The following is a 24546-nucleotide window of genomic DNA, read 5'->3' as shown; positions in this document are numbered from 1 at the left end:
GCGCGCATGCGCCGTCCACTGCCTGATTTGCCTACCCTGTTTTCAGGCAATCCTTACGCAAAAAGTCCTCAAGTTGCAGTGCGATGCTGCCGTTTACATGCGTCGTGGTGTATGAGAGTAGCCATGAGGTGTTCTGCCCGCCTTCGGATCGTAATAGAAGAGTATTGATCAGTCGTTCTGAATGAGCAGCAAAACCCATGCGTCATGTTTATGAGGAAACCTAAAGTAGCTGCATCGTTTGCCGATATTTAGTTAGATATCGCGTGGCACGAATGCGGCGCGCCGGCATTGCGCGGCGAACGACCTATCGAGGACCAGAATTCCATGCATAAGTGGAGGCGCCATTCGTTGCGTATCCTGAGTTGCCTTCTCGTCTGCGTGGAGATGGTCGCGGCTGTACCGCCCGCCAGAGCAGCCGATGCCTGGTACGATGGATCGACGCCGGTTTTTCGCCATGTCGAAATGCCGAGCGACATTACGCCCACGGCAATGCTGCAGGACCGGGACGGCCTGATCTGGATCGCCTCGCAAACCGGTCTCGCCAGCTGGGACGGCTATCGCTTCCGCACTTACATTGCCGACCCGAGCAAGCCTGGCACCTTGCCTTCTTCCTACATCAATGCGCTGTATGAGGACCGCGAGGGCCGCCTCTGGGCGGCCACAGACAGTGGCGGTCTCGCAAGACTCGACAAGGCAGCTGGCACCTTCTCTACGCTGGGCGCGGGCCCTCAGGGCCTGAGCAGCGTACGCGTATTCTCCCTTGCCCCTGACGGCCCGGACGGCCTCTGGGTGGGCACGGAGGCCGGCCTCGACCGGCTGGATCTCAACACCGGCAAGGTGCGGCGCGCAGGCGGTGGGGCCATCCCCGCTGGCCTGCCCGCGCACCGGATCAGCGCGCTCCTCGTCGATCGCGGCGGCAACCTGTGGGCCGGCACGCTCGACGGAATCTACGTATTGCGTGCCGGCGCACAGGCATTTGTGGCGGTGCCGGCGACGAGCCTGACGGGCGCCGCTATCGAGGTCTGGCAACTGGCGGAGGACCGGGAAGGGCGGGTCTGGGTCGGGACGCGAGCGACCGGTGCCTTCGTGATCGAACCAGGTGCCACGACGGCGCAGCAATTGCGCGACAGCGAACGTAGCGACGGGCAGGGTGTCGAGACCGACTGGGTCGGCGCGATCGTCGATGTCGGTAACGGTCACGTGTGGCTCGGCACGTGGGCCCAGGGCATCGTGCAGGTCGACACCCGCAGCTGGGCGACGCGGCGTCTGCGCCACGATGCCGGGATTCCAGGGAGCCTGGGCGAGGACGACGTGGCGGCGCTACTGCGCGATCGCAGTGGGTTTGTGTGGGCCGGCGGACCGAATGTGTTCGATTCGATCGATCCCTCCCAGCGGGCGATATCCACGTGGTACGGCAGCGACGGCCACCTGCTCGGCGGCAAGCGGGCAGAGGTCACGGCGGTGCTTGTCCAGCCCGACGGCAGCGTCTGGCTCGGCGCCGATATCGGCGGCGTCGACATCGTCCCGCCTGACCGCGAGCACGGCCGGCGTCTCACGGCGGAGGACGGTCTGTCGCGGACCGCGCTTCCCAGGGGCGCAGTGCTTTCGATGGCACGCGCACCGGACGGCAGCGTCTACATCGGGACTGCTAAGGGTTTGTACCAAACGCGCGATGACGGTCTCAGTGTCGAGCGGATGGAGTTCCCCGGCATTTCGCCCACTGCATTGGTGAGGGCGGTGTCGCTCGCCGATGGCAAGCTCTGGATCGGCGGTACGGACGGGTTGAGCTATGTCGACCTGTCCGCGCAAGGCGCCACGGCGTACAGTGTCCCCGGCCTGCAGGGCGAAGACATCACGAACCTCAGCGCCGGCGCAGACGGGACGCTGTGGGTCGGCACGCAGACAGGACTTGCGCGGTACTGGCCGGCAACCGGCCGTCTCGAGCGGCCCTGGCCGGAGGGACCTGGGCGTGTCGGCCTGCCCAGCACCCACGTGACTTCGGTTGTGCAGGACAAGCGCGGGCGGCTGTGGATTGCCTTCTATGGCGGAGGCGTGCGTGTGGTCGATCCCGGGGTGGGCGGCGCGCCTGCGCGAATCGACAGCATCGGTCACGATCAGGGTCTGCAGAAAAACGCCGCGAATGCCCTGCTGCTCGACGAGCAGGGCAACGCCTGGGTCAGCACCGACAGCGGCATTCTGCGCATCGACGGTAACACGCTGACCACGACGCTGCTGCAGCAGGCCGACGGGGTGGGGCTGCTGCCGTACTGGACCTCAGCGGCCGGGACGACACCGCAAGGCGATCTGCTGTTCGGCGGCAACGGTTTGACCATCGTGCATCCGAGCGAATTCCAGCCCGCACGTTTCAAGGCTTCCATCGTGCTGACCGATGCCGATGGCCGGCCGCTGCCGCCATCCGGGCTCAGGCTCGGCCCTTCACAACGCACGGTGCAAGTGGCTTTCGCGTTGCTCGATTACTCGGCCCCCGAACGCACGCGCTACTCCTATCGCCTGGCTGGCCTGGAGGACACGTGGACCGAGTCATCCGCCGAGCAGCGCGTCGCGCACTATACGAATGTGCCGCCCGGAAATTACACGCTGCAGGTGCGGGCGTCGAACCGTGCCGGAGGTCAATGGACCGAGTCGGTGAGCTTGCCCGTCCACGTTGTGCCGACGTGGTACGAGAGGACCACGTTTCGCGTGATCATGGCACTCCTGCTGCTGGCGCTGTTCGGCCTGCTGATGCACGTGCGCATGCGCCTGCTGCGGCGACGTGCATTGACGCTGGAGGCGGTGATCGCGGAGCGGACCCAGGAACTCCAGCAACGTTCCGATGAGCTGGTGCGCCGCACGGCGGAATTGCAGGCCAGCGAACAGCGGCTCGAGCAGTTGGCTTACTTCGACAGTCTGACGGGCCTCGCGAACCGGCGGCATTTCAACGACGATCTGCAACTCCTGATCGAGCAGGCGCGTCGCGGCGCGGAATTCGCGCTTGTGCTGGTCGACCTCGATCGCTTCAAGCCGATCAACGATATCCACGGCCACGATGCTGGCGACGTGGTGTTGAAGGCCGTTGGCTCGCGTCTGCGGCTGATCACGCGCGAGATCGATCTTGTCGCGCGCCTTGGCGGCGACGAGTTCGCCGTGCTGCTCAGAGATCCAGGCGAGCGCGATGCGGTGGCCGAGGTGTGCGAGCGGATCATCGCCACCTTCGCTGAACCGATTCCGTACCGCAACCTTTCGCTGGAGGTCAGGGCGAGCATCGGTGTTGCGCGTTGTCCACAGGACTCACGGGATGCCCAGGGGCTGTATAAATCCGCGGACATGGCGCTCTACGCGGCGAAAGAGGCCGGCCGCAGCGCCTGGCGCTGGGCGGGCGATTCTTTCGAGGTGGACCGTTGAGTCGAGCAAGTCAGGCATCCTGAATGATGGCGACTGCCCGGCCCACCGCGCACAACGTTCAGAAGCGGTGCCGGATACCCAGCGTGACACCTGTCTGATTGGACGCAAAGGCAGTGGCGTCCGTTACGCCAATGGGCGTGTAAGTCCCATTCGCATAGCGTGTCGCTGCGGCATACGCCACGGTCGCATAGAGATCGGTGCGCTTGGATAGCGAATAGTCGCCGCTTAGCACGCCCATCCACGAGTTCGATACGTTCGCCGTCTTGTTGGACTGATAGTAGGTGCCGGCCGTTAGCTGGAAGCTTGGTACGAACCGGTAACGCACCCCGCCAAACCACATTGCGGCCGAAACCGTCGAGCCCTTGGTCGGATCGTTCAGGTAGTGCTCATAGCCACCCATGATTTCACCGTTGCCGATATGCTCCAGGACAGAGAAACTGAGGTTGCGCGTCTTGGTCCATGTGCCGGTCGAAGTGATCGCGCCGTTGCGATAATCGTAAGCCACCGCTGCCGCGAACGTGCCGGTGCTGTATTCCAGCGAACCGCCATAGGCCGCGCTGCTCTGGAACGAGTCTGCGTCGCCGCCGAAGCTGTAATCGGCAATCGCCTTTAGTCCGCCAAACTGCCCTACGTACTTCACGGAATTGTTGAGGCGCGCCTTGTAGGAGAAGTCGTCCGACGATCCGGTGGTGGGAAACCACGTGTACTGAGGCGCGTAACCCATCGGATCGTACTTTTCGAGTGTGTCGTACATGGCCGTATATTGCAGGCCGGCCGAGAGCGATCCCAAGGCGTTCGACAACCCCACCGCTGCAGTGCGGTTGAACAGCGTACCGGCGGTGGCAGGCGTGCCGTCGTTGCTGTTAAAGCCGGCTTCCAGTACGAACCACGCGCTGGTGCCGCCACCCAGATCTTCCGTGCCACGAAAACCAAACCGCGAGTTGCTAAGTCCACCTGAATTTTCCCGAACCAGCGACCCACCCGTCGCGCTTGCATGAGTCAGATATTCGATGTTGGTGTCGACTACGCCGTAGAGGGTCACGGACGATTGGGCGTGCGCGCAGGCGCATCCGGTCGCCGCGAGCGCGGCGACAAGACATTTCTTTTTCACTGACTGTCTCCTGAGATTTGCTGTTTTCATTTGCGTCGCAAGCCGGGTGATGTTGCGGCAGGCAGGGGGCAAACAACGCAATGGAGCAAATCGTAGAGGCGGCCGATGTAAATGTAAAATACATATGTGATGCACTATCCATATGCATCAGATATGGCGCTTGGGTCATCCTTGATGAGCCGAAGCGGGAGACAACGCGATCCCCTTTCTGTGGTCCAGGACTCTTTAATAACCTGGGACTACAACAGAAAGGTGATCGCGTCCCGGTCCGGAATTACATGGGAGGTACTACACCATCTTTCTCGACGACGACCACATTCGCGTCATACGAGCCGTTCTTCGCCGGGATTGCCACGATGAATACCTTTTTGTTCGCAGTCAGGTCGTCGCGGGTCGCGGGAATGGCCGTCACGACTGGAGCGTCGGCCGGCACGTTGATGGTGTTGCTGCCGCCTTTATACGAAAGCTTCAGGTCGCGTCCGCTCGTACCTTCCACAACAGTGTCGACGTTGGCGTTCGTCATCGAACTGTTTGCACCGAGGTCCCACGCGTAGTGACCCTCTCCGGTGCCGCGCGCGGCCTCCGGGAAGACCAGCACTTCCTTGGCGACCAGCTTTCCGTCCGGGCCCGGCATCGCCGCCGCGCCGACGTATGAGCCGGCCTTGATATCCGAAAGCTGGATTGCCTTCACGGCATTCAGCGCCGTCGAATCCTTCAGGTCAATGTTGACTGTATCGCCGCTGCGCCGGTGGACCTGCAAGGTGTTACCAGAAAGCGATACGATCTCGCCCCTGATCCGTTCGGGCTTGTTGGCGGAGGATTGAGCGAATGCAGCGCCAGCGAGCGTCAATGCGACAGCTGAAACAGCGAGTTTGAGACGAATGGACATAGGTGCTCCGTGTGGTTGATTGCAGTTAAAAATCATCGGTTCGCGGTTCAGGAGCCGCCGAACCAGTTGTAACCCTGGTTTTCCCAATACCCGCCGGGAAATTCGTTTGTGACGGTAATGGCGACGATATGCTTCGGGTTTTTGTAGCCCAGTTTGGTAGGCATCCGAAGCTTCATCGGGAAGCCGTACTTCGCAGGCAGGGTGTTGCCGTCATAGGTCAGCGTGAGCAGCGTCTGCGCATGAAGTGCAGTGGGCATGTCGATGCTCGTCCAGTAGTTGTCGGCGCAGTGCAGTGCAACGTACTTCGCGGTGGTATCGGCTCCGGCTCGCTGCAGGAAGTCGGCGAATCGCACTCCGCCCCACTTGCCGATTGCGCTCCACCCTTCAATGCAGATATGCCTGGTGACCTGGCTTTGTTGCGGCAACGCACGCAGTTCGTCGAGCTTCCAGTCGGCTTTGCCCTTGACCCGTCCTTTCAGTTCGAGACGGTAGGTTTGTGCATCGACATCCGGCACCTGATCAATGTCGTAGTAAGCATTGAACGGAAATGGCCGTGTGATCATCGATTCCGGGTACGTCGGCGCCAGCTTGCGCGGATCGAACAGCAATGCCTGAGCGTCGTCGTTGAAGGAGGAGATTCGGCGCAGCATCGTGTCGACGGATTTGTCGTTCGTCAGATCGCAACCCGACAGGAGCATCAAGCCGCCCAGCGTGAGGATCCGCTTGCCAAACAAACGCCGTGAGGACGATGAGAGCTCCTTCTGTGCGTCTTTGATGATCGATTGGGCGTCGGGCCGGTATGCCGGCGCGGGCGTCGGGTGACCTTTTCGGGAATTCATGGTTACCGGCCTCGAATCATGGTGAGCAAAGAACGCGGGACGAGAGCGACCATCGCGACGTGCACCGCGAAAAAGCCGACGAGTACACTCATTGCGGCAAAGTGAACGGTGCGTGCGTTATCGAAGCCACCCATCGCCGTGCGCAGGAGCGGAAATTGAACGGGCTTCCAGATCGTCAATCCCGACAGCACGACCAGCGCGATATCCACGATCACGACGAGATAGGCGAACTTCTGCACGGCGTTGTAACGGCTCAGATCGCCGTGATTGAGCTTGCCTCGCAGGGCTGCAACGAGGTCGGAGGCAATTGCACGCGGGCTGACCGGGAAGAGTTTCTTGCGCAGACGCCCCGTTACGAGGCCCAGTCCCAGATACGCGAGAAAGTTTGCGACCAGCAACCACATGACCGCGAAGTGCCAGAGCAGCGCGCCACCTAGCCAGCCACCCAGCGTAATGGACGCCGGAAACCTGAACGCCGGGAATATCGGGGACGCGTTGTACACCGCCCAACCGCTCAGGCACATCGCTATAACAGCGGCGGCATTAATCCAGTGAAAAATGCGAACCCACACGGGGTGAATAGTGGCGTGATTCAAAGCGACCTCACGAACGATTGGCACTTGCAAACAGGAATGGGGCGGCGAGTGTGCATTGCATAAGACGTAGTTCAGCGTGCCGGGACCTTGGCGCGACGGTGCAGTCAAGAAAGCGGAGTTTTGCGCTGTCTGGCCCAGGTGGATTGGATTGACGACAGGATCGCAGGCGCGCCACGACAGCGGTATCGGTCAAATGACCGACCCACGGCATCGTGCTTGTGTTTGTGTCAGGTGCGCGGCGCCGGCCGGTGCGCGCTGTCGAGGGCACCGGTGGCATGAAAAGAAGACTTCGGAGACGGGTCGACCGCCTATTCCTGGTGAGAGTCCAACTCCCGTTGCATCAGCACAGTGTCGACCCACTGGCCGAACTTGAATCCGACCGATTTCAGCGTTCCCACTGTGCGGAAGCCGAGACGTTCATGCAACACAAGCGATCCCGTGTTCTCGCTATTGCCGACAACGGCAAGCATCTGCCGCCATGGTCCTTGCTCGCACCGTTGGATCAATTCCGCGAGCAGCGCTCGGCCGATCCCGAGACGGTCGAGCCCATGTTCTACGTAGATCGAATCCTCGATGGTGTGGCGATATGCCGGACGCGGCCGATACGGAGTCGCGTACGCATAGCCAACTACACGGCCCTGCCTCTGCGCCACCAGATAAGGAAGCCCCGCCTTCAACACCGCGTCGCGGCGTCCGAGCATGTCGTCGGCGGAAGGGGGCGTCTCTTCGAACGAGGCACTACCGTGCAACACGTGGTACGCGTAGATGGCCTGCACGGCTGCCATGTCGGCTGTCGCCGCGTCGCGAATCCGAATTGCACTCTCAACTTCTGATTCCACCATTTACCTCACTCCTGAGCCTCGATGTAGGAGACACGTCACGGGCGGCTCAACCCATACGTTCGACATGCATGATGCCCCGATCGTAGATATAAAGGAAGATTTGGTATCGTATGCAATCGATAAGGAATTCTTTGATATGAAGAGCTTGAATCTCGACTACCTGAAGACCTTCGTTGCCGTTGTCGAGCGCGGTAGTTTTTCTGCTGCAGCCGATCATCTCCGGCTCACTCAGCCCGCCGTGAGCCTTCAGATTCGCCAGCTCGAGAAAAGCCTCGGCGCAGTGTTGATCGAGCGCGTCGGGCGCGTAGCGAGAGCGACGGTCGCAGGGGAGGAGCTACTGGCACATGCCGCGGGAATTGATGCAGCGGTCACCTCGGCAGTGAACGCCGTTTTCCGTCATGCGAAGGAGGGCGTGGGGCGCATTCGCATCGGCACCGGCGCGACGGCCTGCATCTTTCTGCTTCCGCCTATCCTGACCAATCTGCGCCAACGATTTCCGAACCTCGAAATCACGGTCACGACGGGCAATACCGCGGATATCGTCAAGGCGGTCGAGGGTAATATCCTGGACGTCGGGCTCGTGACGATGCCCGTATCGAGCCGCAGCCTGCACATTGCGCCGGTCATGGATGACGAATTTGTTCTCGTGGCCCCATCAGGCATGCAATTGCCGACTCGTATCACCGCCGCCGCGCTTGCCACCCGGCCCGTCATTCTGTTCGAACCCGGTGGCCATACCCGTAGGATTACCGACGAATGGTTTGCGAGGAGCGGTACGAAGCTCAGGCCTGTGATGTCGCTGGGAAGTGTGGAAGCGACCAAGGCGATGGTCGGAGCCGGTCTCGGTTGCGCGATCCTTCCCGCACTCGCGGTCCGCAACGAGGAGTCCGGAAGCAGGATGGTGGTTCGATCCTTGTCCCCGCGTCTTCATCGCAAACTGGTTGCGGTAGTGAGACGCGACAAGCGTCTGTATGGCGGCCTTGCGGAGATCCTAAAATCGTTCCGGACTTTGTCTGAGGATTAGCTTCCCTCCGAATCTTTGGACTGCCAGATAATATGTTTAATCGACATCGCGTCTGAAAGCACGGGCGGTCCGCGCCGGCTGTTCACCGCACTTGAAACGGTTGTTCGACCTAAAGTCATTAGTTCGGACTGCCGTAATTGAGGCATCAGGGCCGGTTGCTTCCGGTAAGAACGCCGGGGCGACTTTCTTGGAGTCGATCATGAGCTATGTACGCGTCACCGGTAGAGTCACACGCAGCGTCTGCTACTTTCTTTTTTCCATCGCCGTGTTTTCGTTATGGGCATCGCTTGCTGCCGGGGCCGGTTTCATCCTGCTGCATTTGCCTGATGTTTGGGCGTCGCACAGCAACGACGAAAATGCACGCTTCGCGGTGATGTCGGTCACTGCGTATGCGGTCATTATTGGCGCACTGTTCCTCATCTTCACTGCGGGCGCTGTCGAGCGTTTATCCGATGCAGTGAGAGCGGCGCGTACAACGCTGCGACACCTTCAGAAGATGCACGCGGTGCGCCGCACACGCCGCGACCACGTCTCCGCAGTTGCGCTCCATCCGGTCAGAAATACACACTGACACGCGCTGTTTTACCAACCCGCTGCTGTTGGGTGCGGGCTGTTTCATATGACCATTGCCGTTGCGGTCTGCGAAAGAGAACTCATCCGGTAACCGCCCGCACCATGTCGATGAACGCCCGCAAGCTCGTCGACATATGGCGGGTGCGCGGAAAGTAAAGAAACAGGCCAGCTATCGTCGGGCACCAATCCTCCAGCACCGGAACGAGTCGCCCATCGCGCAATGCCGCACGCGCATAGGGTTCCGGAACATACGCGATACCGAGCCCATTCATCGCGGCTTCGACGATCAACTGGTTATTGTCCAGCGTCAACGCGCCTGGAACGTCTATCGCCACTTCTTGCCGTCGCTTGAGAAACTCCCAACGATAGCGTTTGCCGCTAGGCAGACGCTGCCGGATGCATTGGTGCTGCATGAGTGCATCGGGTGTTTTGGGCGCCGGATGAGCCGCCAGATATTCCGGCGAAGCAACCGCGAGAAAGCGCATGTCAGGTCCAAGCCGAACCGCCACCATATCCTTGGGCACAGCCTCTCCCAATCTCACGCCTGCGTCGAAGCCTTGCTGAACAATGTCCACCAGTCGTCCGTCCGCTACCAGGTCCAACTCCACGCCGGGATAGCGCGCCAGGAATTCCGGCACAACTGTCTGAAGCAATAATCGAATGGCGTTTTCGCCGCCGTTGATCCGCAGCGTACCGGTCGTGTGACCTTGCTCGCCTGCGACTTCCTCCAGTGCGGCGTCGAGATCGCTCATCAGTGGATCAAGACGGCCCAGCAGGCGCTCGCCTGCCTCGGTCAGCGACACGCTGCGTGTCGTCCTGTGCAGCAGACGGGCTCCCACGCTGTCCTCCAATCCACGCACGGCATGGCTTAGCGTTGAGCGGGTGATTCCAAGCAGGTCGGCCGCGCGCCGGAAACTGCGGTGTTCGGCAACGGCCATAAAAGCGCGTAGATCGCTCAGTGTCGGCTTGTTCATTGGTGGCCTATTTTCACTTGCTCATGCCATTCATTGGTGATTGTCGCAACAATGATAGCGCCATAGCATGGATCCCTACAGCCCACACCTTTTCTTCACTGGAGGCGCATCATGGCCAAAACCTGGTTCATTACGGGAACATCCACCGGCCTCGGCCGCATCCTCACCGAACGTTTACTGGAGCGTGGGGACCGCGTCGTTGCAACTTTGCGGCGACCCGGAGCATTGGACGAATTACTTGCCCGGCACAGCGATCGCCTGCATGTCGTCACGCTCGACGTGACCAATGTCGAGGCAATCAGAGGCGCCGTTGCAGATGCTTTCGAACGGATGGGGCGCATCGACGTGGTGGTCAGCAACGCGGCCTATGGTCTCTTCGGTGCTGCCGAAGAACTAAGCGACGCGCAGATCGAGCGGCAGATCGCGACCAACCTTGCGGGCTCGATCCAGCTTATCCGCGCAGTCCTGCCGTATCTGCGGGAGCAAGGTGGAGGGCGGATCGTTCAGGTGTCGTCGGAGGGTGGACAAATCGCTTATCCAAACTTCAGTCTTTACCACGCCACCAAGTGGGGGATCGAAGGTTTCGTCGAATCCGTTGCCAAGGAGGTCGCGCCGTTCGGCATCGATTTTCTGATCGTCGAACCGGGGCCGACTCTCACCAACTTTCGCCAGGGTCTGGAGCACGCGCGGCCCATGAATTGCTACGACAGTACACCAGCCGGTGAAGTGCGCAAGGCGGTGTCTTCCGGAAGTTTCGTTCTCAAGGGCGATGCTGCCAAAACGGTCAATGCGATGATTGACGCGGTCGATGCAGATCGGCCGCCTTTGCGGCTGACCTTGGGCAGTACCGCCTACGCCTCGATCAGCCAGGCGTTGGCCGAGCGGCTACAGTCGCTGGAGGCACAGAAAGATCTGGCGCTCTCCGTCGATCGGGATAACTAAGGTCTGTTGACCGGAGCGCTCCTGATAGCTGAACCGGTGCCCGCCGCTTTCGTCAGGCTGAAGAGGAGTGGCAGGTGAAAAGTAATCTTCATACCAGGGAGAATCGGCCACTGGGCTTTCTCCCTGACGCGGACACGGTGGGCCTGAAGGAGCCATGGACGCCGGTCCGAAGGCATGCGCTCGGACCGGTTCTGTTTCTGGTGATGTCATGCTGTTTCAGCACGGCATTTTCAGCGCAAAAGCAGGTATCAGCGAATGCCGGCCGAGCAAACGCAAACCCAAGCGCAACTCACAAGCCTCATCTCGATCTCTCCGGCAAGACTCGCAAGGGCAAGGCTTCTTACTACGGCCGTAACTTTTACACAAAGAAGATGGCCAATGGTATGCCGATGGATCCGCAATCGAATTCCGCCGCGAGCAAAACGCTACCGCTTGGCACCAAGGCTCGAGTCACCAATCTGAAAAACGGCAGCAGTACGGTCGTCGAAATCAGGGATCGGGGCCCCTACGTCAAGGGCCGAATCGTCGATGTGTCTCCCCAGACTGCCGATAAGCTGGGTTTGAAGGAGAACGGCACGGCTCCCGTCGAAGTCAAGCCGGTTGAAGTGCCGCAGCCTGACGGCAGCGTCAAGGCCGGTTCAGGCGTGGCGGAAAACGTGCGCGGCCAACCGTCGGCCGACTTGCGGGATGGCCGTATCACCAACTGAGCCGGCGCTGTACTGTCGAGCAGGATTGGCGCTAGCGCATCCTATTTCGACGTCGCCAGACGAGTCGACATCCCCGCACTCCGCACGGCCCTGCCACCCACAGCGCAGACGATCAGCGCTGCAATCAGCAGCGCACACAACGCCAGCCGCAAGCCCACGAAACCCGCGCCGAATCCAATCAACGGTGGCCCCACCAGAAAACCCGCATAACCTGCAGTGGCTGCCATCGATACGCCGACAGCAGGTGTCGCAGCCGAGCGGCCCGCAGCGCTGAAAATGACCGGCACGATATTGGCGAGGCCAAGACCGACAAGCACGAACCCGACGACGGCGGTCCAGACATTGGGTAAGCCCAGTACCAGGGCGAAGCCGCTTGCTGCCAGAAAACCACCGAGTCCGACCACGGTACTCGCGCCCAGTCGACGCACGGACACGTCGCCGATCACACGGCACGCCGCCATGGAGAAGGCAAAAGCAGAATATCCGATGGCCGCAACGCTCGCCTCCCGATTCAGGACAGAGCGCAGGAAAACGGCGCTCCAGTCGGCCACGGCGCCTTCAACCATCATGCAAAGAAAGGCCAACGCAGCGAGCTTCATCACACTTGCGTCTGGTAAAGCGAAGCCACCGGCTGCCTTGCTTGCGCGGACCCCGACATCGCGCAGTGCGAGAACTGCCGCCGCGACAATCAGCGCTCCAATGAAAGCGTCGGGAAGCAACAGACCGCCGGCGGCGCCGAAGCCCCACTTCTGTATCAGCGCGCCCGTCGCCGCACCGGTTAGGCCTCCTGCGCTCCATGCAGCATGGAATGACGACATGATCGGCGAGCGCCACTGCGTTTCGATCGCGCTTGCGTGACCGTTCATCGAAACGTCCAGAGCACCATTTGCCGCGCCAAGCAGAAGGAGTACCAGGCAGAGCAATGGAAGATTGGGCGCAAACGCGGGTAGTGGCAGCGCGATAAAAAACGCCACGCCGAGCAGTGCGGTTGCCCGGCCGCTGCCGAAGCGCGGAGCGAGCCTGCCCGCAAGCGGCATGGCGACGATGGCGCCCAGCGCGAAACAGAACAGCGCTATCCCCAACGCACTGTCGCTTAGCGAGAGGTGCTCCTTGATGCGCGGAATTTCGACCGCCCACGCACCGATCCCAAAGCCGTTCGCGAGAAAAACGGCGAGAGTCGCAAGGCGTTCCCTGATCGGCTTCATGATGTTGCCACCATCACGTTGTCGCAGACCTCTTCGAGTTCGCTGATGCGATCCGCGGCAAGATCGGCTTCAACGACCAGACAGTCGATGGCGGACGCTGGCCCGACAACGAAAGGCGCCGCTGTCATCAGCTTCTCGGTCGTCATCGCAATCGCGAGCACGCTGCTCGATTTGAGCATGGCGCGTTTGAGTTCGGCATCTTCGGCATTGAAGGCGGCAATGCCTTCGACGGGATCGAGCGCGCACGCGCCCAGGAAGCAGACGTCGGCTTTGATCTGCTGGACCTGCAGCAGCGCGGTCGACCCGAGCGCGCCCGCGACATCGCCGCCGACCCTGCCGCCGATGAGAACGATGTCGAAACCCGGCCGATCCAGCAGACGCAGGCAAGCCTCTGGCGAGTTCGTCACGACGGTCAGCCCTGCGTTGTCCGGAAGCGCCTGCGCGATCGCAACATTGGTCGAACCCGCGTCCAGCAGGATCACCTGCCCGGGCTGCACGATCGACGCAGCAGCAAGGGCAAGGCGTTGCTTGCGATCCACATCCGCCTTCATACGCGTCGAAGCGTTCAGATTAGACGGCGAAGTCAGCAGGGCGCCGCCATACACGCGCTTGCACAACCCCGCGCTGGCGAGGTCGCGCAAGTGGCGGCGGACGGTGTGTTCCGACGTGTTGAGTTCGGCCGCGATTTCGGATGCCAGCACCCGGCCCTGGGTTCGCAGACGCTCGAGGATGAGCTGCTCGCGCTCGTCGGGCAGCAGCCCATCCATGGCGTCCTGTCGGCTTCGTTGCATCTGGCGATCCTTGCTCGGTTGGGTGAATCGATCATAAACGAGCATAATGTATCGTAAACGAGAATCGCCGGCAACGACTGAATTTCAGGAATGTTCCTGCGCACTCAGGAATTCGCCAATCGCCGCAGCGATTTCCGCAGCATGCGTTTCCAGCGCGAAGTGCCCGGTATCGAGAAAGCGCACCACTGCCGCCGGCAGGTCGCGCCGGAATGCTTCGGCGCCAGCGGGCAGAAAGAACGGATCGTTTTTCCCCCACACCGCGAGAAGCGGCGGTTGATGGGTGCGGAAATACTGCTGGAACGCCGGGTACAGCGCCACATTGCTTCGATAGTCGCGGAACAGATCCAGCTGGACTTCATCTGCACCCGGACGGCTCAGATAAAACTCGTCGAGCGAGTAGCCGTCGGGTGACACGAGTGACGCGTCCGGCACACCGTGCGTGTACTGCCATACGGTCGTTTCATGTGTCAGCAGCGCACGAAGCGCTTCGCGATTAGCCGGCGAAGCCTCTTTCCAATAGGCGCGGATCGGATTCCATCCGTCGCTCAACCCTTCTTCATACGCATTGCCGTTCTGCGAGATGATTGCGGCGATCCGTTCGGGATGCTTGACGGCAAGCCGGAAGCCCGTTGGCGCGCCGTAATCGAATACGTACATGGCAAAGCGGTCGAAGCCAATCACCTCGGTGAAACGCCCAATCACCTCTGCAATGTGGTCGAACGTGTACGCAAAGCTTTCACGAGCCGGCATGTCGGACTGCCCAAAACCCGGCAGGTCCGGAGCGACGATATGGAAGCGGTCCGCCAGCTTCGGAATCAGATCGCGAAACATGTGGCTCGAACTCGGAAAGCCGTGCAGAAGCAGCAGTTTCGGGGCGCCTTGACGACCGGCTTCACGATAAAACACCTTGACGCCGTCTACGTCGGCGGAACGATAGCTAATAGATGACATGAGTTTTCTCCTGAATGAATCAACGGTCTGCCTGCGGTGCAGAGCAGGGGATGTGCACGAATACGAATGTGGCCCGCGTCTTTATTGAGCCGATACTGCGTTGACCGCTTCGACGATCACGTTCGTCACGGCGTCAGGGGCCGTGATCATGGGCGTGTGATCGACCGGGTACGAATGCACCCGCGCGTTCATCCGCTGCGCCATGAACTGCTGGGTGTCGTGACTGATCATGCGATCCTGCTCGGCGATCAGGAACCAGCTCGGAACGTCCTTCCAAAGCGGACGTCCCACCGGCTCGCCAATACAGGCAACCGAAATAGGCCGTTGAACCGCGCGGAGCACCGTCAGTTCCTGTGAAGCCGCGTGTTGTGCGAATGCCGCCGGGAAGGCATCGCCAGGCAGCCAGATCAGACCGTGCTGGTCCGGTGCAAGCTTCGGCGCCTGCGGATGCGGTTCAGCGCGGTAGAACACCTCGCCAACGGTTTCACCTTCGTCGGGCGCCAGAGCCGCCACATAGACCAGCGCCTTGATGTTGTCTGCGCGCGCCAACCCGACCACTCCGCCGGCATAAGCGTGTCCGGCAAGCACAACCGGACCGTCGATCCGCTCGAGTGTTCTGTTCAGCGCCGCGACGTCGTCCTGCAGCGACGTAAGCGGCAACGGTGCCGCGACCGCGCGGATGCCTTGTCCTTCCAGACGTTCGATGACCTTGCTCCAGCTCGAACCGTCTGCCCATGCGCCGTGCACAAGCACCACGCTTACGTTGCCAATCGCCATTTTTCGCTCCTTACAAGATAGTGGGTGCCGCTTGGGTGCGCACACATCGACGTCTCTTTGTAACCTGTCTAGTGCGTATATATAGGTTACAAAGTGCAGATGTAACTTGTCAAGAGCTTTTTTAGTGGTTACGATGTGTCTATCGTCACTCTGTATTCGTCACAAGAGATGGACTACCGCCAAATACCCGCGATGTTCCTGGCCGACGCGCCCGGACTGGATTTTCTGAATTCGGTGGCGACGCCGGTGGATGAGGAAGTTGACTGGATCAGCGACGGCGAGGGCCTGTTGGCCTGGCTGGACCAGGCAGCGTTTGTGCCGCGTGAAGCACTCGAAGCCATCCGGCGCCGTTCGACGCTTGCCGAACTCGATGAGGTGGCAGCGAAGGCGCGCGAGTTGCGCGAGTGGTTCAGGGGATTCGTGAAGCAGCACAAGGGACGGCCTCTGAGCGCCAAAGATCTGCGCGAGCTCGAACCGGTGAATCAGTTGCTGGAGCGTGACGAACAGCATCGGCAAATCGACGCGAACACCGTGGATGGCGTGACGACTTTCGAGCTTCGCGCGAAGCGGCGCTGGCAGTCAGCCGAGTCGCTGCTGATGCCGGTGGCCGAAGCGCTGGCCAGACTCGTCTGCGAGGAGGACTTCACGCTGGTGAAAGCGTGCGAAGGGGTGAATTGCACGCTGCTGTTTGCGGATCACACGCGAGGTCACGCGCGCCGCTGGTGCAGCATGGCGCTCTGCGGTAACCGCGCGAAGGTTGCGGCCCACCGCAAGCGCCTCAAGGCTCAGGAACTCAGCCAGTAAGCATCGGCTTATTCGTAGGAAAAGACGTCGCCGAATTTGTCGATGCGCTCGAGCGCCATGCCGGAGCCTCGCACAACGCAGGTCAGCGGCGCCTCGGCGACGAATACAGGCAGGCCGGTCTCCTCGGCGAGCAGCCGGTCGAGATCACGTAGCAGCGCACCGCCACCGGCGAGCATGATGCCGCGCTCGGCGATATCGGCGCCGAGTTCCGGCGGGGTCTGTTCGAGTGCGATCTTGACCGCCGATACGATCTGGTTCAGCGGATCAGTCAGCGCTTCGAGGATTTCGTTGCTGGAAACGGTGAAGCTGCGCGGTATGCCTTCGGACATGTTGCGGCCCTTCACCTCGATTTCCTTGACTTCGGATCCGGGAAACGCGGAGCCGATGCCTTTCTTGATCGCTTCGGCGGTCTGCTCGCCGATCAGCATGCCGTAGTTGCGGCGGATGTAGTTGACGATCGCCTCGTCGAACTTGTCGCCGCCCACGCGCACCGAGCCTTTGTAGACGATGCCGCCGAGCGAGATCACACCGACTTCCGTGGTGCCGCCGCCGATATCGACCACCATCGAGCCGGTGGCTTCGGAAACGGGCAGGCCTGCACCGGTTGCGGCGGCCATCGGTTCTTCGATCAGATAGACTTTTGCCGCGCCCGCGGTGTGGGCCGCTTCCCTGATCGCGCGACGCTCGACCTGAGTCGATCCGCACGGCACGCAGATCACGATGCGCGGCGACGGCGCAAAAATGTGCGGCGCGTGCACCATCCGGATGAACTGCTTGATCATCTGCTGGGTGATGTTGAAGTCGGCGATCACGCCGTCCTTCATCGGGCGAATGGCTTCAATGTTGCCCGGCACCTTGCCCAGCATCTGCTTGGCTTCCTTGCCGACCGCGAGAATGGTTCGCTTGCCGTTCGGGCCGCCTTCCTGCCGGATGGACACGACCGATGGCTCGTCGAGGACGATACCCTTGCCGCGCATGTAAATCAGCGTGTTTGAGGTGCCGAGATCGATCGCCAGATCGTTGGAGAAGAAGCTGCGCAGAAAACCGAACATTCAACGTCCTGTCTGGCTTGATGCCAGGCGGTTGGTCCATCACATGCGACCATGCGGCAGTCGGGAGAGGAGAGAATAACAGTTTCCCCATCCCGGGGACGCAGCGGTGTATGCGCCACTTGCGCAGCGAGAGGTAGGATACGGCCTGACTTGTCGTTGGAACGACCCATGAACCTCGACCCTCTGAGCGACAGCAAGATCATCGACTCGTGGCGGCACAATGCTTCGCCGTGGACACAGGCAGTACGTGCCCGCGAAATCGAAAGCCGCCGTCTGGTTACGGATCGGGCCATCGTGGATGCGGTGCTGGCTTGCGAGCCCAGGACTGTCATCGACCTCGGCTGCGGAGAGGGGTGGCTAGCGCTCGCGTTGCAGCAACGCGGGATCGGCGTGACGGCGGTGGACGTGGTGCCTGAACTGGTGGCTGCAGCGAAGCAGGCGGGGGTAATCGATGGCAGGGTTCAGTCGTACGAAGAGATCGCTACAGGGCAGCTCAAAGCGAGCGCCGATGTCGTAGTCTGCAATTTTTCGCTGCTCGGCAAGGAATCGGTAGAGGGTCTGCTGCGGATCATGCCAACGCTGCTCGAAGCAGATGGGAGCCTGCTTGTGCAGACGCTCCATCCTCTTGTTTCGTGCGGCGATCTGCCGTACGTTGATGGCTGGCGCACGGGTTCGTGGGCCGGCTTCGGCCCGGCATTTACCGACGCCCCGCCGTGGTACTTCCGTACCTTGCAGGCATGGGTCGAACTGATGCGCGATAGCGGGCTCGTCCTGCGTGCATTGCAGGAGCCGTTGGACCCGAGAACCGGCAAGCCCGCGTCGGTGATTTTTCACGCGCAGGTCCAGGCCCAGGTCCAGGCACCGGTTAGCAAATTGAGTCAGTAACAGGAAATGCGAATCATGATGGAAGATAACCCGCTGTCCGACACGAAGCGGTGGTTGCAAGGACTGGTTCAGGCCGGTGAGGCTGCTGTCCAGGCGGCGGAAAACTGCCCGGAGGCCAACGATCCCGCAAGCGAAGTCGGGATGATGGTGGCGTCGCAGCGCGATCTCGTCCGCGGCGAGGTGGTGAAGTTTCGCGCGAAGCTGACCTCGCTTACGCCGGTCAGGCAGAGCGAGAAGAAGTTCGCCGTGACCTTCGACCGCCGCTACTGGAAGCAGGGGACGTTTGTCTATCCGCTGCACGTTTTCCATGACCCCGAGCACCGCTTCTCGGCGGAACAGGTCCAGCAGGTACAGGCGCTCAAGGTTGGCGAAACGGTTGATCTCGCCGACGGCCGGATCGTTCAGCGTCAGGAATAACCAGCCTGTCACACCGGGATCTCATGCGGCCAGTTCGATCCGGCCTTCGGGTCAACCCCATGCCTAGCGGAAAATCTCGGCAATCAGATTCGCCACGGTGCGGATGCGCTCACTGTCGCGCAGTGCAGGATGCAGCACCATCCACACGTCCTGGTCGAGCGGCTTGATGTGCCGCTCCACGCAGACCAGATCGCTCGTCGTGTCGCCCGCGAGCTGGGCGAGCACGCCGAGCCCGGAGCCGCCCAGCACGCCATCGAACACCCCCATGCCGTAGCTGCTTCGAAGCGAGGGCGCCGGCGCGCCGGTCAGGGTTTTCAGCCATTGCGTGGCGGGATGATCGGGCTGCCGGTCGTCATAACCGACGAACGACAGCTTGTCCCACTCCTTTCTGGCGATGGCCGCCTTGTGCCGCAGATAGTAATCGCGCGAAGCGAACAGCCCGAAGCGGATGCGGCCAATCCGGCGCACATACAGGTCGCCTTCTTCCGGACACTCGGACCACAGTGCAATGTCGGCTTCGCGCCGCGCGAGGCTATAAGGCCGCCGAGACGTCAGCACTTCGATCTGAAGACCGGGCAGCCGCTCCTGAAACGAGCCAAGCAGCTTCAACAGAATGTACGATGGCCACTCGACCGCATTGATCCGCACCGTGCCGTGCGGGCCGCTGCTGCCGGTCACGTCCGCGGCGCGCTCGATCTGATGGGCGAGGTCTTCCATCTGCTCGGCCCACGCCAGCACCCGTGCGCCGAAGGCCGTCACGGTACAGCCCGACGGCACCCGGTCGATCAGCGGTTCGCCCAGCCGGCGCTCGAGCTCGGTCAGGCGCCGCGAGAGGGTGGGCGCGCTCAGATCGCATGCCGCCGCGGCGGAGCGCATGGTGCCGCCGCGCGCGATGGCCACCAGAATCCTCAGATCGTCCCAGTCCACGTGTTCCATTTTTGAAACGCCCGATTTTGAAATTTGGCATAGCATAACCGAGATCGCGAGGATAGGATTGGACCTGCTCACGCTTGTCCCAGCATCTGGTGGCAAACGTGACGTCCTAACCCATCACACGATTCGGCGGCTATCAGTACGTAGACCGAACGAGCGAACAGGAGACACATCAATGATTCGCCATTTCCAACCGGCGCGACGTCGCGCTATCGTAGTCGGTGCAGCCTTCCTGGCCGCGTCGGTTCTGCCCATGTCCACCGCGTTCGCGCAGACCCCGCACAAGCCGAAGGTCGCGCTTGTGATGAAGTCGTTGGCCAACGAGTTCTTCCTCACCATGGAAACCGGCGCCAAGGATTATCAGAAGCAGAATCCGGACAAGTTCGACCTGATCACCAACGGTATCAAGGACGAGACGGACACCGCCAACCAGATCCGTATCGTCGAGCAGATGATCGTGTCGAAGGTCGATGCGCTGGTGATTGCACCGGCTGATTCGAAGGCGCTCGTGCCGGTGCTGAAGAAGGCTGTCGACGCGGGCATCATCGTGGTCAACATCGACAACCAGCTGGACAAGGACGTGCTCAAGTCGAAAGATCTGAACATTCCGTTCGTCGGCCCGGATAACGCCAAGGGCGCGCAAAAGGTAGGCGACTACCTCGCCAAGCATCTGAAGTCGGGCGACAACGTGGCGATTATCGAAGGCGTCTCGACGACGACCAACGCGCAGCAACGCACGCTGGGCTTCAAGAATTCGATGGCGGCCGGCGGCATGAAGGTGGTATCGCTGCAATCGGGCGAGTGGGAAATCGACAAGGGCAACGCGGTCGCGAGCCAGATCCTCAACGCAAACCCTGATGTCAAGGCGCTCCTGTGCGGCAATGACAACATGGCGATCGGTGCGGTCTCGGCTGTACGTGCAGCTGGCAAGGCTGGCAAGATCCAGGTGGTCGGCTACGACAACATCAGCGCGATCAAGCCGATGCTCGCCGATGGCCGTGTCCTCGCGACGGCGGATCAATACGCCGCCAAGCAGGCCGTATTCGGTATCGATACCGCTTTGAAGGCACTGTCGGAACACAAGAAGCAGTCGGAATTGTCTGGCGTGGTCGAAACGCCGGTCGATCTGGTCACCAAGTAAGAACGGTATAACGCGTGGCGCCGCCCGGTGCCACGCGCCCGCTTCTGGTCTGATTCGGTCAATTTGATGTCTACTCCAAACCTTTCCCTTGTCGATGCCAAAACCGTGCTGCAGGTTCACGGCATCGGCAAGACCTACGCCGAGCCCGTACTCGCGGATATCTCGCTGGACCTGCGCGCAGGCGAGGTGCTGGCGCTGACCGGCGAAAACGGTGCGGGCAAGAGCACCTTGTCGAAGATCGTCGGCGGTCTGGTGACGCCGACGACCGGCTCGATGACGCTAGGCGGCACGGCTTACACGCCCGCGAGCCGCAAGGACGCTGAAGCGCTTGGCGTGCGCATGGTCATGCAGGAACTGAACCTGCTGCCGACGCTTTCTGTTGCCGAAAATCTGTTCCTGAACCGCTTGCCGCAGCGCGGCGTGTTCGGCTGGATCGACCGCACCAAACTGCGCGAGGATGCGCGGCACGCCATGGCGCAAGTCGGGCTCGACGCGATCCATCCCGATACGCTGGTGGGTACCCTGGGCATCGGGCATCAGCAGATGGTCGAGATCGCCCGCAATCTGATCGGCGATTGCCGCGTGTTGATCCTCGACGAACCCACCGCGATGCTGACGGCGCGCGAGGTCGATCTGCTGTTCGAGCAGATCGAGCGGCTCAAGTCCCGTGGCGTCGCGCTGGTGTATATCTCGCACCGGCTGGAAGAATTGAAACGTATCGCGAAGCGCGCCGCCGTGCTGCGTGACGGCCGGCTCGTGCATGTCGACGAAATGGCGAACCTCTCTGCCGACCGTCTCGTGACGCTGATGGTCGGGCGCGACATCGGCGAGTCGATCGATCTTGGCGAGCGGCGCATCGGCGAGGTCGCGCTGAAGGTCAGCGGGATGACCCGCGAGCCCGTGGTGCACGACGTTTCCTTCGAAGTGAAGGCCGGTGAGATTTTCGGCATCAGCGGTTTGATCGGCGCGGGCCGCACCGAACTGATGCGGCTTATCTACGGCGCGGATCGCGCCGATGCCGGCGAAGTGTCGATTGCATATGGCGGCGGTGCGCTCGAGAAAGTGCAGATCACCTCGCCAGTAGACGCCGTGAAGCATGGCGTCGCCCTGATTACGGAAGATCGCAAAGGCGAAGGCCTCCTGCTCACGCAGCCGATCGCCGCCAATATTTCGCTCGGCCATCTGGGCGCCGTGTCGAAGAACGGCGTGGTGGACGCGCGTCGCGAGGCGGCCATGGCGGGCCAGCAGATCGACGCCATGCGCGTGCGTTGCTCAGGACCGGCTCAGGTCGTATCCGAGCTTTCGGGTGGTAATCAGCAGAAGGTGGTGATCGGCCGCTGGCTCGCGCGCGATTGCACGGTGCTGTTGTTCGACGAACCCACGCGCGGCATCGACGTCGGCGCGAAGTTCGATATCTACGCCTTGATGGGCACCCTAGCGCGGGAAGGCCGTGCTTTGGTGGTGGTGTCGAGCGATCTGCGCGAACTGATGTCGATTTGCGACCGCATCGGCGTGATGTCGGCAGGACGGATGACGGGACTGTTCGAGCGCGGCGCCTGGACCCAGGACGCGCTGCTCGCAGCGGCGTTCGCGGGCTACACGCAGCGCGACGAAATCCTGCATGAGCCGATCGCTCCCGATGCACACGTGCCCGGCGGCAAGCCCGGCGACAAATTAGTGGAGTACTAAGCATGACCGCACCAACCAGCCTGCCTACGCTGCAGAACGAACCGCCCAAGAACGCAAAGCCGGTCGGCACGCGTCTTGGTTTCTCGAACTACCTGGGACTGCTTGGCGCGCTGCTCGGCATGATCGTACTGTTTTCGCTGCTGAGCTCGCACTTCCTCACCTACGACACGTTCAGCACGATCGCTAACCAGATCCCCGATCTGGTGGTGATGTCGATCGGCATGACCTTTGTGCTGATCATCGCGGGCATCGATCTGTCAGTCGGCTCCGTGCTGGCGCTCGGCGCGGCGTTGACGAGCATCGCGGCATTGCAATGGCATTGGCCGGCGCTGCCGTCTGCCTTGCTCGGCATGGCGGGCGCAACCTTGACGGGCTGCGTGACCGGCACGATTACCGTGGCGTGGCGGATTCCGTCGTTTATCGTGTCGCTCGGCGTGCTCGAGGGGGCACGCGGCATTGCGTATCAACTGACCAACTCGCGCACGGCGTACATCGGCGATGCGTTCGACTTCCTCTCCAACCCGATCGCGTTTGGCATTTCGCCCGCGTTTCTGATCGCTATCATCGTGATGGTCGTTGCGCAGTTCGTGTTGACGCGCACGGTGTTTGGCCGCTATCTGGTCGGTATCGGCACCAACGAGGAAGCGGTGCGTCTCGCAGGCGTCAATCCGCGGCCCTACAAGATCGCGGTATTCGCGATGATGGGTCTGCTCTCCGGCCTCGCCGCGCTGTTCCAGATCTCACGTCTCGAAGCGGCAGATCCGAATGCCGGCTCGGGCATCGAATTGCAGGTGATTGCAGCGGTGGTGATTGGCGGGACGAGTTTGATGGGTGGGCGTGGCTCGGTGACCAGCACCTTCTTCGGCGTGTTGATCATCTCGGTGCTGGCCGCAGGTCTCGCGCAGATTGGCGCTACCGAACCCACCAAACGCATTATTACAGGGGCCGTCATTGTCGTGGCGGTCGTGCTGGATACCTATAGAAGCCGGCGTCGCGCCGCATGATCCCGTCATTCGGCGAATGATCGGCAGGAGAGAGAAAGTGTCGAAAGAAGTGAAGCAGGGCCGGGTTCTCGTGGTGGGCAGTATCAATACCGACCTCGTGGCGCGTTCGCCGCATTTGCCGCGGCCGGGCGAGACCATTAGCGGACATGAGTTTTCTCAGGTTGCCGGCGGCAAGGGCGGCAATCAGGCGGTGGCGGCAGCGCGCATCGGTGCGCGTGTGGCGATGGTCGGATGCGTCGGTAAGGATGCCAACGGCGCGCAGCGCGTCAAGGATCTGGAAACGGAAGGCATCGATTGCGCAGGTATTGATGTCGACCCGGCGCAGCCTACCGGTGTCGCGATGGTGACGGTCTCGGACGACGGACAGAACACTATCGTCGTGGTTGCGGGCAGCAATGGCCAGCTCACGCCGGATAGCGTCGCGCGTCACGAGGCCGCAATCAAGGCTTGCGACGTCGTGGTTTGCCAGCTGGAAACGCCATGGGATTCGGTCTTCGCGACGCTTAGTCTTGCGCGGCGCCTTGGCAAGATCACGGTGCTGAATCCGGCGCCGGCAACCGGGCCGTTGCCCGCTGAATGGTTGCCGCTGGTCGATTACCTCGTGCCGAACGAGGTCGAAGCCGCAATCCTCGCCGGCCTGCCGGTCGAATCGGAGAGTGGCGCGAGAAGGGCGGCGACAGAGTTGCAACGTGGCGGCGCGCGCAATGTGATCGTGACGCTTGGCTCACAAGGCGCCTATCTTTTGCTCGAAGGTGGCGAAGGGACGCACTTCCCTGCGCCGCAGGTTCAGGCGGTCGATACGACTGCTGCTGGGGATACGTTTATTGGTGTATTTGCCGCGCAAATTGCCGCGCGGCAGCCGCTTGAAGGCGCGATCAGTCTGGCGCAACGGGCGGCCTCGATTTCGGTCACGCGCGCTGGCGCGCAACCGTCGATACCTACGCGTGCAGAAGTGGATAGCGCGGGCTGAAGCGGATCGTTCTTTAAAAATTTCGACG

The 24546-nt window shown here is 61.5% G+C and carries 24 protein-coding genes; 12 read left to right on the top strand and 12 right to left on the bottom strand.

Translation table 11 applies throughout. The features are described from left to right. Nucleotides 1-324 precede the first annotated feature (324 nt). On the top strand, nt 325-3402 hold the full coding sequence (locus tag P3T20_RS02195) for a diguanylate cyclase domain-containing protein (protein WP_429285916.1): 3078 nt from the start codon (nt 325-327) through the stop codon (nt 3400-3402). A 58-nt stretch (nt 3403-3460) separates the two neighbouring features. On the opposite strand, the gene P3T20_RS02190 is transcribed toward P3T20_RS02195, so the two are convergent. The 5 genes from P3T20_RS02190 to P3T20_RS02170 form a co-directional block, all read right to left on the bottom strand. After that, a complete protein-coding gene (locus P3T20_RS02190; protein ID WP_074269012.1) occupies nt 3461-4513 on the bottom strand; it encodes a porin in 1053 nt (350 codons plus the stop codon). Nucleotides 4514-4787: 274 nt separating this feature from the next. After that, nucleotides 4788-5402 (bottom strand): hypothetical protein, encoded by a 615-nt coding sequence (locus P3T20_RS02185; protein WP_429285915.1) that lies wholly within the window; start codon nt 5400-5402, stop codon nt 4788-4790. A 47-nt stretch (nt 5403-5449) separates the two neighbouring features. Then, nucleotides 5450-6241 carry a molybdopterin-dependent oxidoreductase gene (locus P3T20_RS02180; RefSeq protein WP_429285914.1) on the bottom strand — a complete coding sequence of 264 codons (792 nt, stop codon included), beginning with the start codon at nt 6239-6241 and terminating at the stop codon, nt 5450-5452. A gap of 2 nt (nt 6242-6243) precedes the next feature. Beyond that, complete coding sequence (locus P3T20_RS02175) at nt 6244-6837, bottom strand: cytochrome b/b6 domain-containing protein (protein WP_429285913.1); 594 nt, start codon at nt 6835-6837, stop codon at nt 6244-6246. 308 nt (nt 6838-7145) lie between these two features. Beyond that, nucleotides 7146-7676: an N-acetyltransferase family protein gene (locus P3T20_RS02170; RefSeq protein WP_429286183.1), complete on the bottom strand. Its 531-nt coding sequence runs from the start codon at nt 7674-7676 to the stop codon at nt 7146-7148. A 67-nt stretch (nt 7677-7743) separates the two neighbouring features. Between P3T20_RS02170 and P3T20_RS02165 the strand changes: the two genes are divergently transcribed. Continuing rightward, nucleotides 7744-8703, top strand: coding sequence for a LysR family transcriptional regulator (locus P3T20_RS02165; RefSeq protein WP_429285912.1), 960 nt, complete (start codon nt 7744-7746; stop codon nt 8701-8703). Between the two features lie 91 nt (nt 8704-8794). Then, nucleotides 8795-9274, top strand: a complete 480-nt coding sequence (locus P3T20_RS02160; RefSeq protein WP_429285911.1) for a hypothetical protein — start codon at nt 8795-8797, stop codon at nt 9272-9274. Between the two features lie 82 nt (nt 9275-9356). On the opposite strand, the gene P3T20_RS02155 is transcribed toward P3T20_RS02160, so the two are convergent. Further along, nucleotides 9357-10250, bottom strand: coding sequence for a LysR family transcriptional regulator (locus P3T20_RS02155; RefSeq protein WP_429285910.1), 894 nt, complete (start codon nt 10248-10250; stop codon nt 9357-9359). A gap of 111 nt (nt 10251-10361) precedes the next feature. Here P3T20_RS02155 and P3T20_RS02150 point away from each other — a divergent pair, with 111 nt between their 5' ends. Together P3T20_RS02150 and P3T20_RS02145 are read left to right on the top strand one after the other, a co-directional pair. Beyond that, on the top strand, nt 10362-11192 hold the full coding sequence (locus P3T20_RS02150) for an SDR family oxidoreductase (RefSeq protein WP_429285909.1): 831 nt from the start codon (nt 10362-10364) through the stop codon (nt 11190-11192). A gap of 74 nt (nt 11193-11266) precedes the next feature. Beyond that, nucleotides 11267-11899 (top strand): septal ring lytic transglycosylase RlpA family protein, encoded by a 633-nt coding sequence (locus P3T20_RS02145; protein ID WP_429285908.1) that lies wholly within the window; start codon nt 11267-11269, stop codon nt 11897-11899. A 41-nt stretch (nt 11900-11940) separates the two neighbouring features. Here P3T20_RS02145 and P3T20_RS02140 read toward each other — a convergent pair whose 3' ends face one another. The 4 genes from P3T20_RS02140 to P3T20_RS02125 form a co-directional block, all read right to left on the bottom strand. Then, nucleotides 11941-13104: an MFS transporter gene (locus P3T20_RS02140; RefSeq protein WP_429285907.1), complete on the bottom strand. Its 1164-nt coding sequence runs from the start codon at nt 13102-13104 to the stop codon at nt 11941-11943. Beyond that, a complete protein-coding gene (locus P3T20_RS02135) occupies nt 13101-13895 on the bottom strand; it encodes a DeoR/GlpR family DNA-binding transcription regulator (RefSeq protein ID WP_429285906.1) in 795 nt (264 codons plus the stop codon). The genes P3T20_RS02140 and P3T20_RS02135 overlap by 4 nt, the downstream gene beginning before the upstream one ends. An 84-nt stretch (nt 13896-13979) precedes the next feature. Next, on the bottom strand, nt 13980-14846 hold the full coding sequence (locus P3T20_RS02130) for an alpha/beta fold hydrolase (protein ID WP_429285905.1): 867 nt from the start codon (nt 14844-14846) through the stop codon (nt 13980-13982). An 81-nt stretch (nt 14847-14927) separates the two neighbouring features. Beyond that, entirely contained in the window at nt 14928-15623 is a 696-nt protein-coding gene (locus P3T20_RS02125; protein WP_429285904.1) for an alpha/beta fold hydrolase, read from the bottom strand. 168 nt (nt 15624-15791) lie between these two features. On the opposite strand from P3T20_RS02125, the gene P3T20_RS02120 reads away from it, so the two are divergent. Then, nucleotides 15792-16427: a CGNR zinc finger domain-containing protein gene (locus P3T20_RS02120; protein WP_429285903.1), complete on the top strand. Its 636-nt coding sequence runs from the start codon at nt 15792-15794 to the stop codon at nt 16425-16427. Between the two features lie 8 nt (nt 16428-16435). Here P3T20_RS02120 and P3T20_RS02115 read toward each other — a convergent pair whose 3' ends face one another. Beyond that, nucleotides 16436-17479 (bottom strand): rod shape-determining protein, encoded by a 1044-nt coding sequence (locus P3T20_RS02115; protein WP_074268999.1) that lies wholly within the window; start codon nt 17477-17479, stop codon nt 16436-16438. Between the two features lie 168 nt (nt 17480-17647). Between P3T20_RS02115 and P3T20_RS02110 the strand changes: the two genes are divergently transcribed. Next, nucleotides 17648-18364 (top strand): class I SAM-dependent methyltransferase, encoded by a 717-nt coding sequence (locus P3T20_RS02110; RefSeq protein ID WP_429285902.1) that lies wholly within the window; start codon nt 17648-17650, stop codon nt 18362-18364. 15 nt (nt 18365-18379) lie between these two features. Continuing rightward, nucleotides 18380-18781: a hypothetical protein gene (locus P3T20_RS02105; RefSeq protein WP_074268997.1), complete on the top strand. Its 402-nt coding sequence runs from the start codon at nt 18380-18382 to the stop codon at nt 18779-18781. A gap of 63 nt (nt 18782-18844) precedes the next feature. Here P3T20_RS02105 and P3T20_RS02100 read toward each other — a convergent pair whose 3' ends face one another. Further along, entirely contained in the window at nt 18845-19717 is an 873-nt protein-coding gene (locus P3T20_RS02100) for a LysR family transcriptional regulator (protein WP_074268996.1), read from the bottom strand. 172 nt (nt 19718-19889) lie between these two features. On the opposite strand from P3T20_RS02100, the gene P3T20_RS02095 reads away from it, so the two are divergent. The 4 genes from P3T20_RS02095 to rbsK all read left to right on the top strand — a co-directional run bounded on the left by P3T20_RS02095 (nt 19890) and on the right by rbsK (nt 24518). Further along, complete coding sequence (locus P3T20_RS02095; protein WP_074268995.1) at nt 19890-20855, top strand: sugar ABC transporter substrate-binding protein; 966 nt, start codon at nt 19890-19892, stop codon at nt 20853-20855. Nucleotides 20856-20921: 66 nt separating this feature from the next. After that, complete coding sequence (locus tag P3T20_RS02090) at nt 20922-22544, top strand: sugar ABC transporter ATP-binding protein (RefSeq protein WP_429285901.1); 1623 nt, start codon at nt 20922-20924, stop codon at nt 22542-22544. Nucleotides 22545-22546: 2 nt separating this feature from the next. After that, complete coding sequence (locus tag P3T20_RS02085) at nt 22547-23548, top strand: ABC transporter permease (RefSeq protein WP_429285900.1); 1002 nt, start codon at nt 22547-22549, stop codon at nt 23546-23548. A gap of 37 nt (nt 23549-23585) precedes the next feature. Next, the gene (gene rbsK, locus P3T20_RS02080; RefSeq protein ID WP_429285899.1) at nt 23586-24518 is read left to right on the top strand and encodes a ribokinase; all 933 of its coding nucleotides are present in this window, start codon (nt 23586-23588) and stop codon (nt 24516-24518) included. Nucleotides 24519-24546 lie beyond the last annotated feature (28 nt).

Origin of the sequence: Paraburkholderia sp. GAS206C (genome assembly GCF_050435645.1) — a bacterium.
In the GTDB taxonomy this organism is placed as follows: domain Bacteria; phylum Pseudomonadota; class Gammaproteobacteria; order Burkholderiales; family Burkholderiaceae; genus Paraburkholderia; species Paraburkholderia phenazinium_B.
This window is presented reverse-complemented; position numbering and strand designations above follow the sequence as displayed.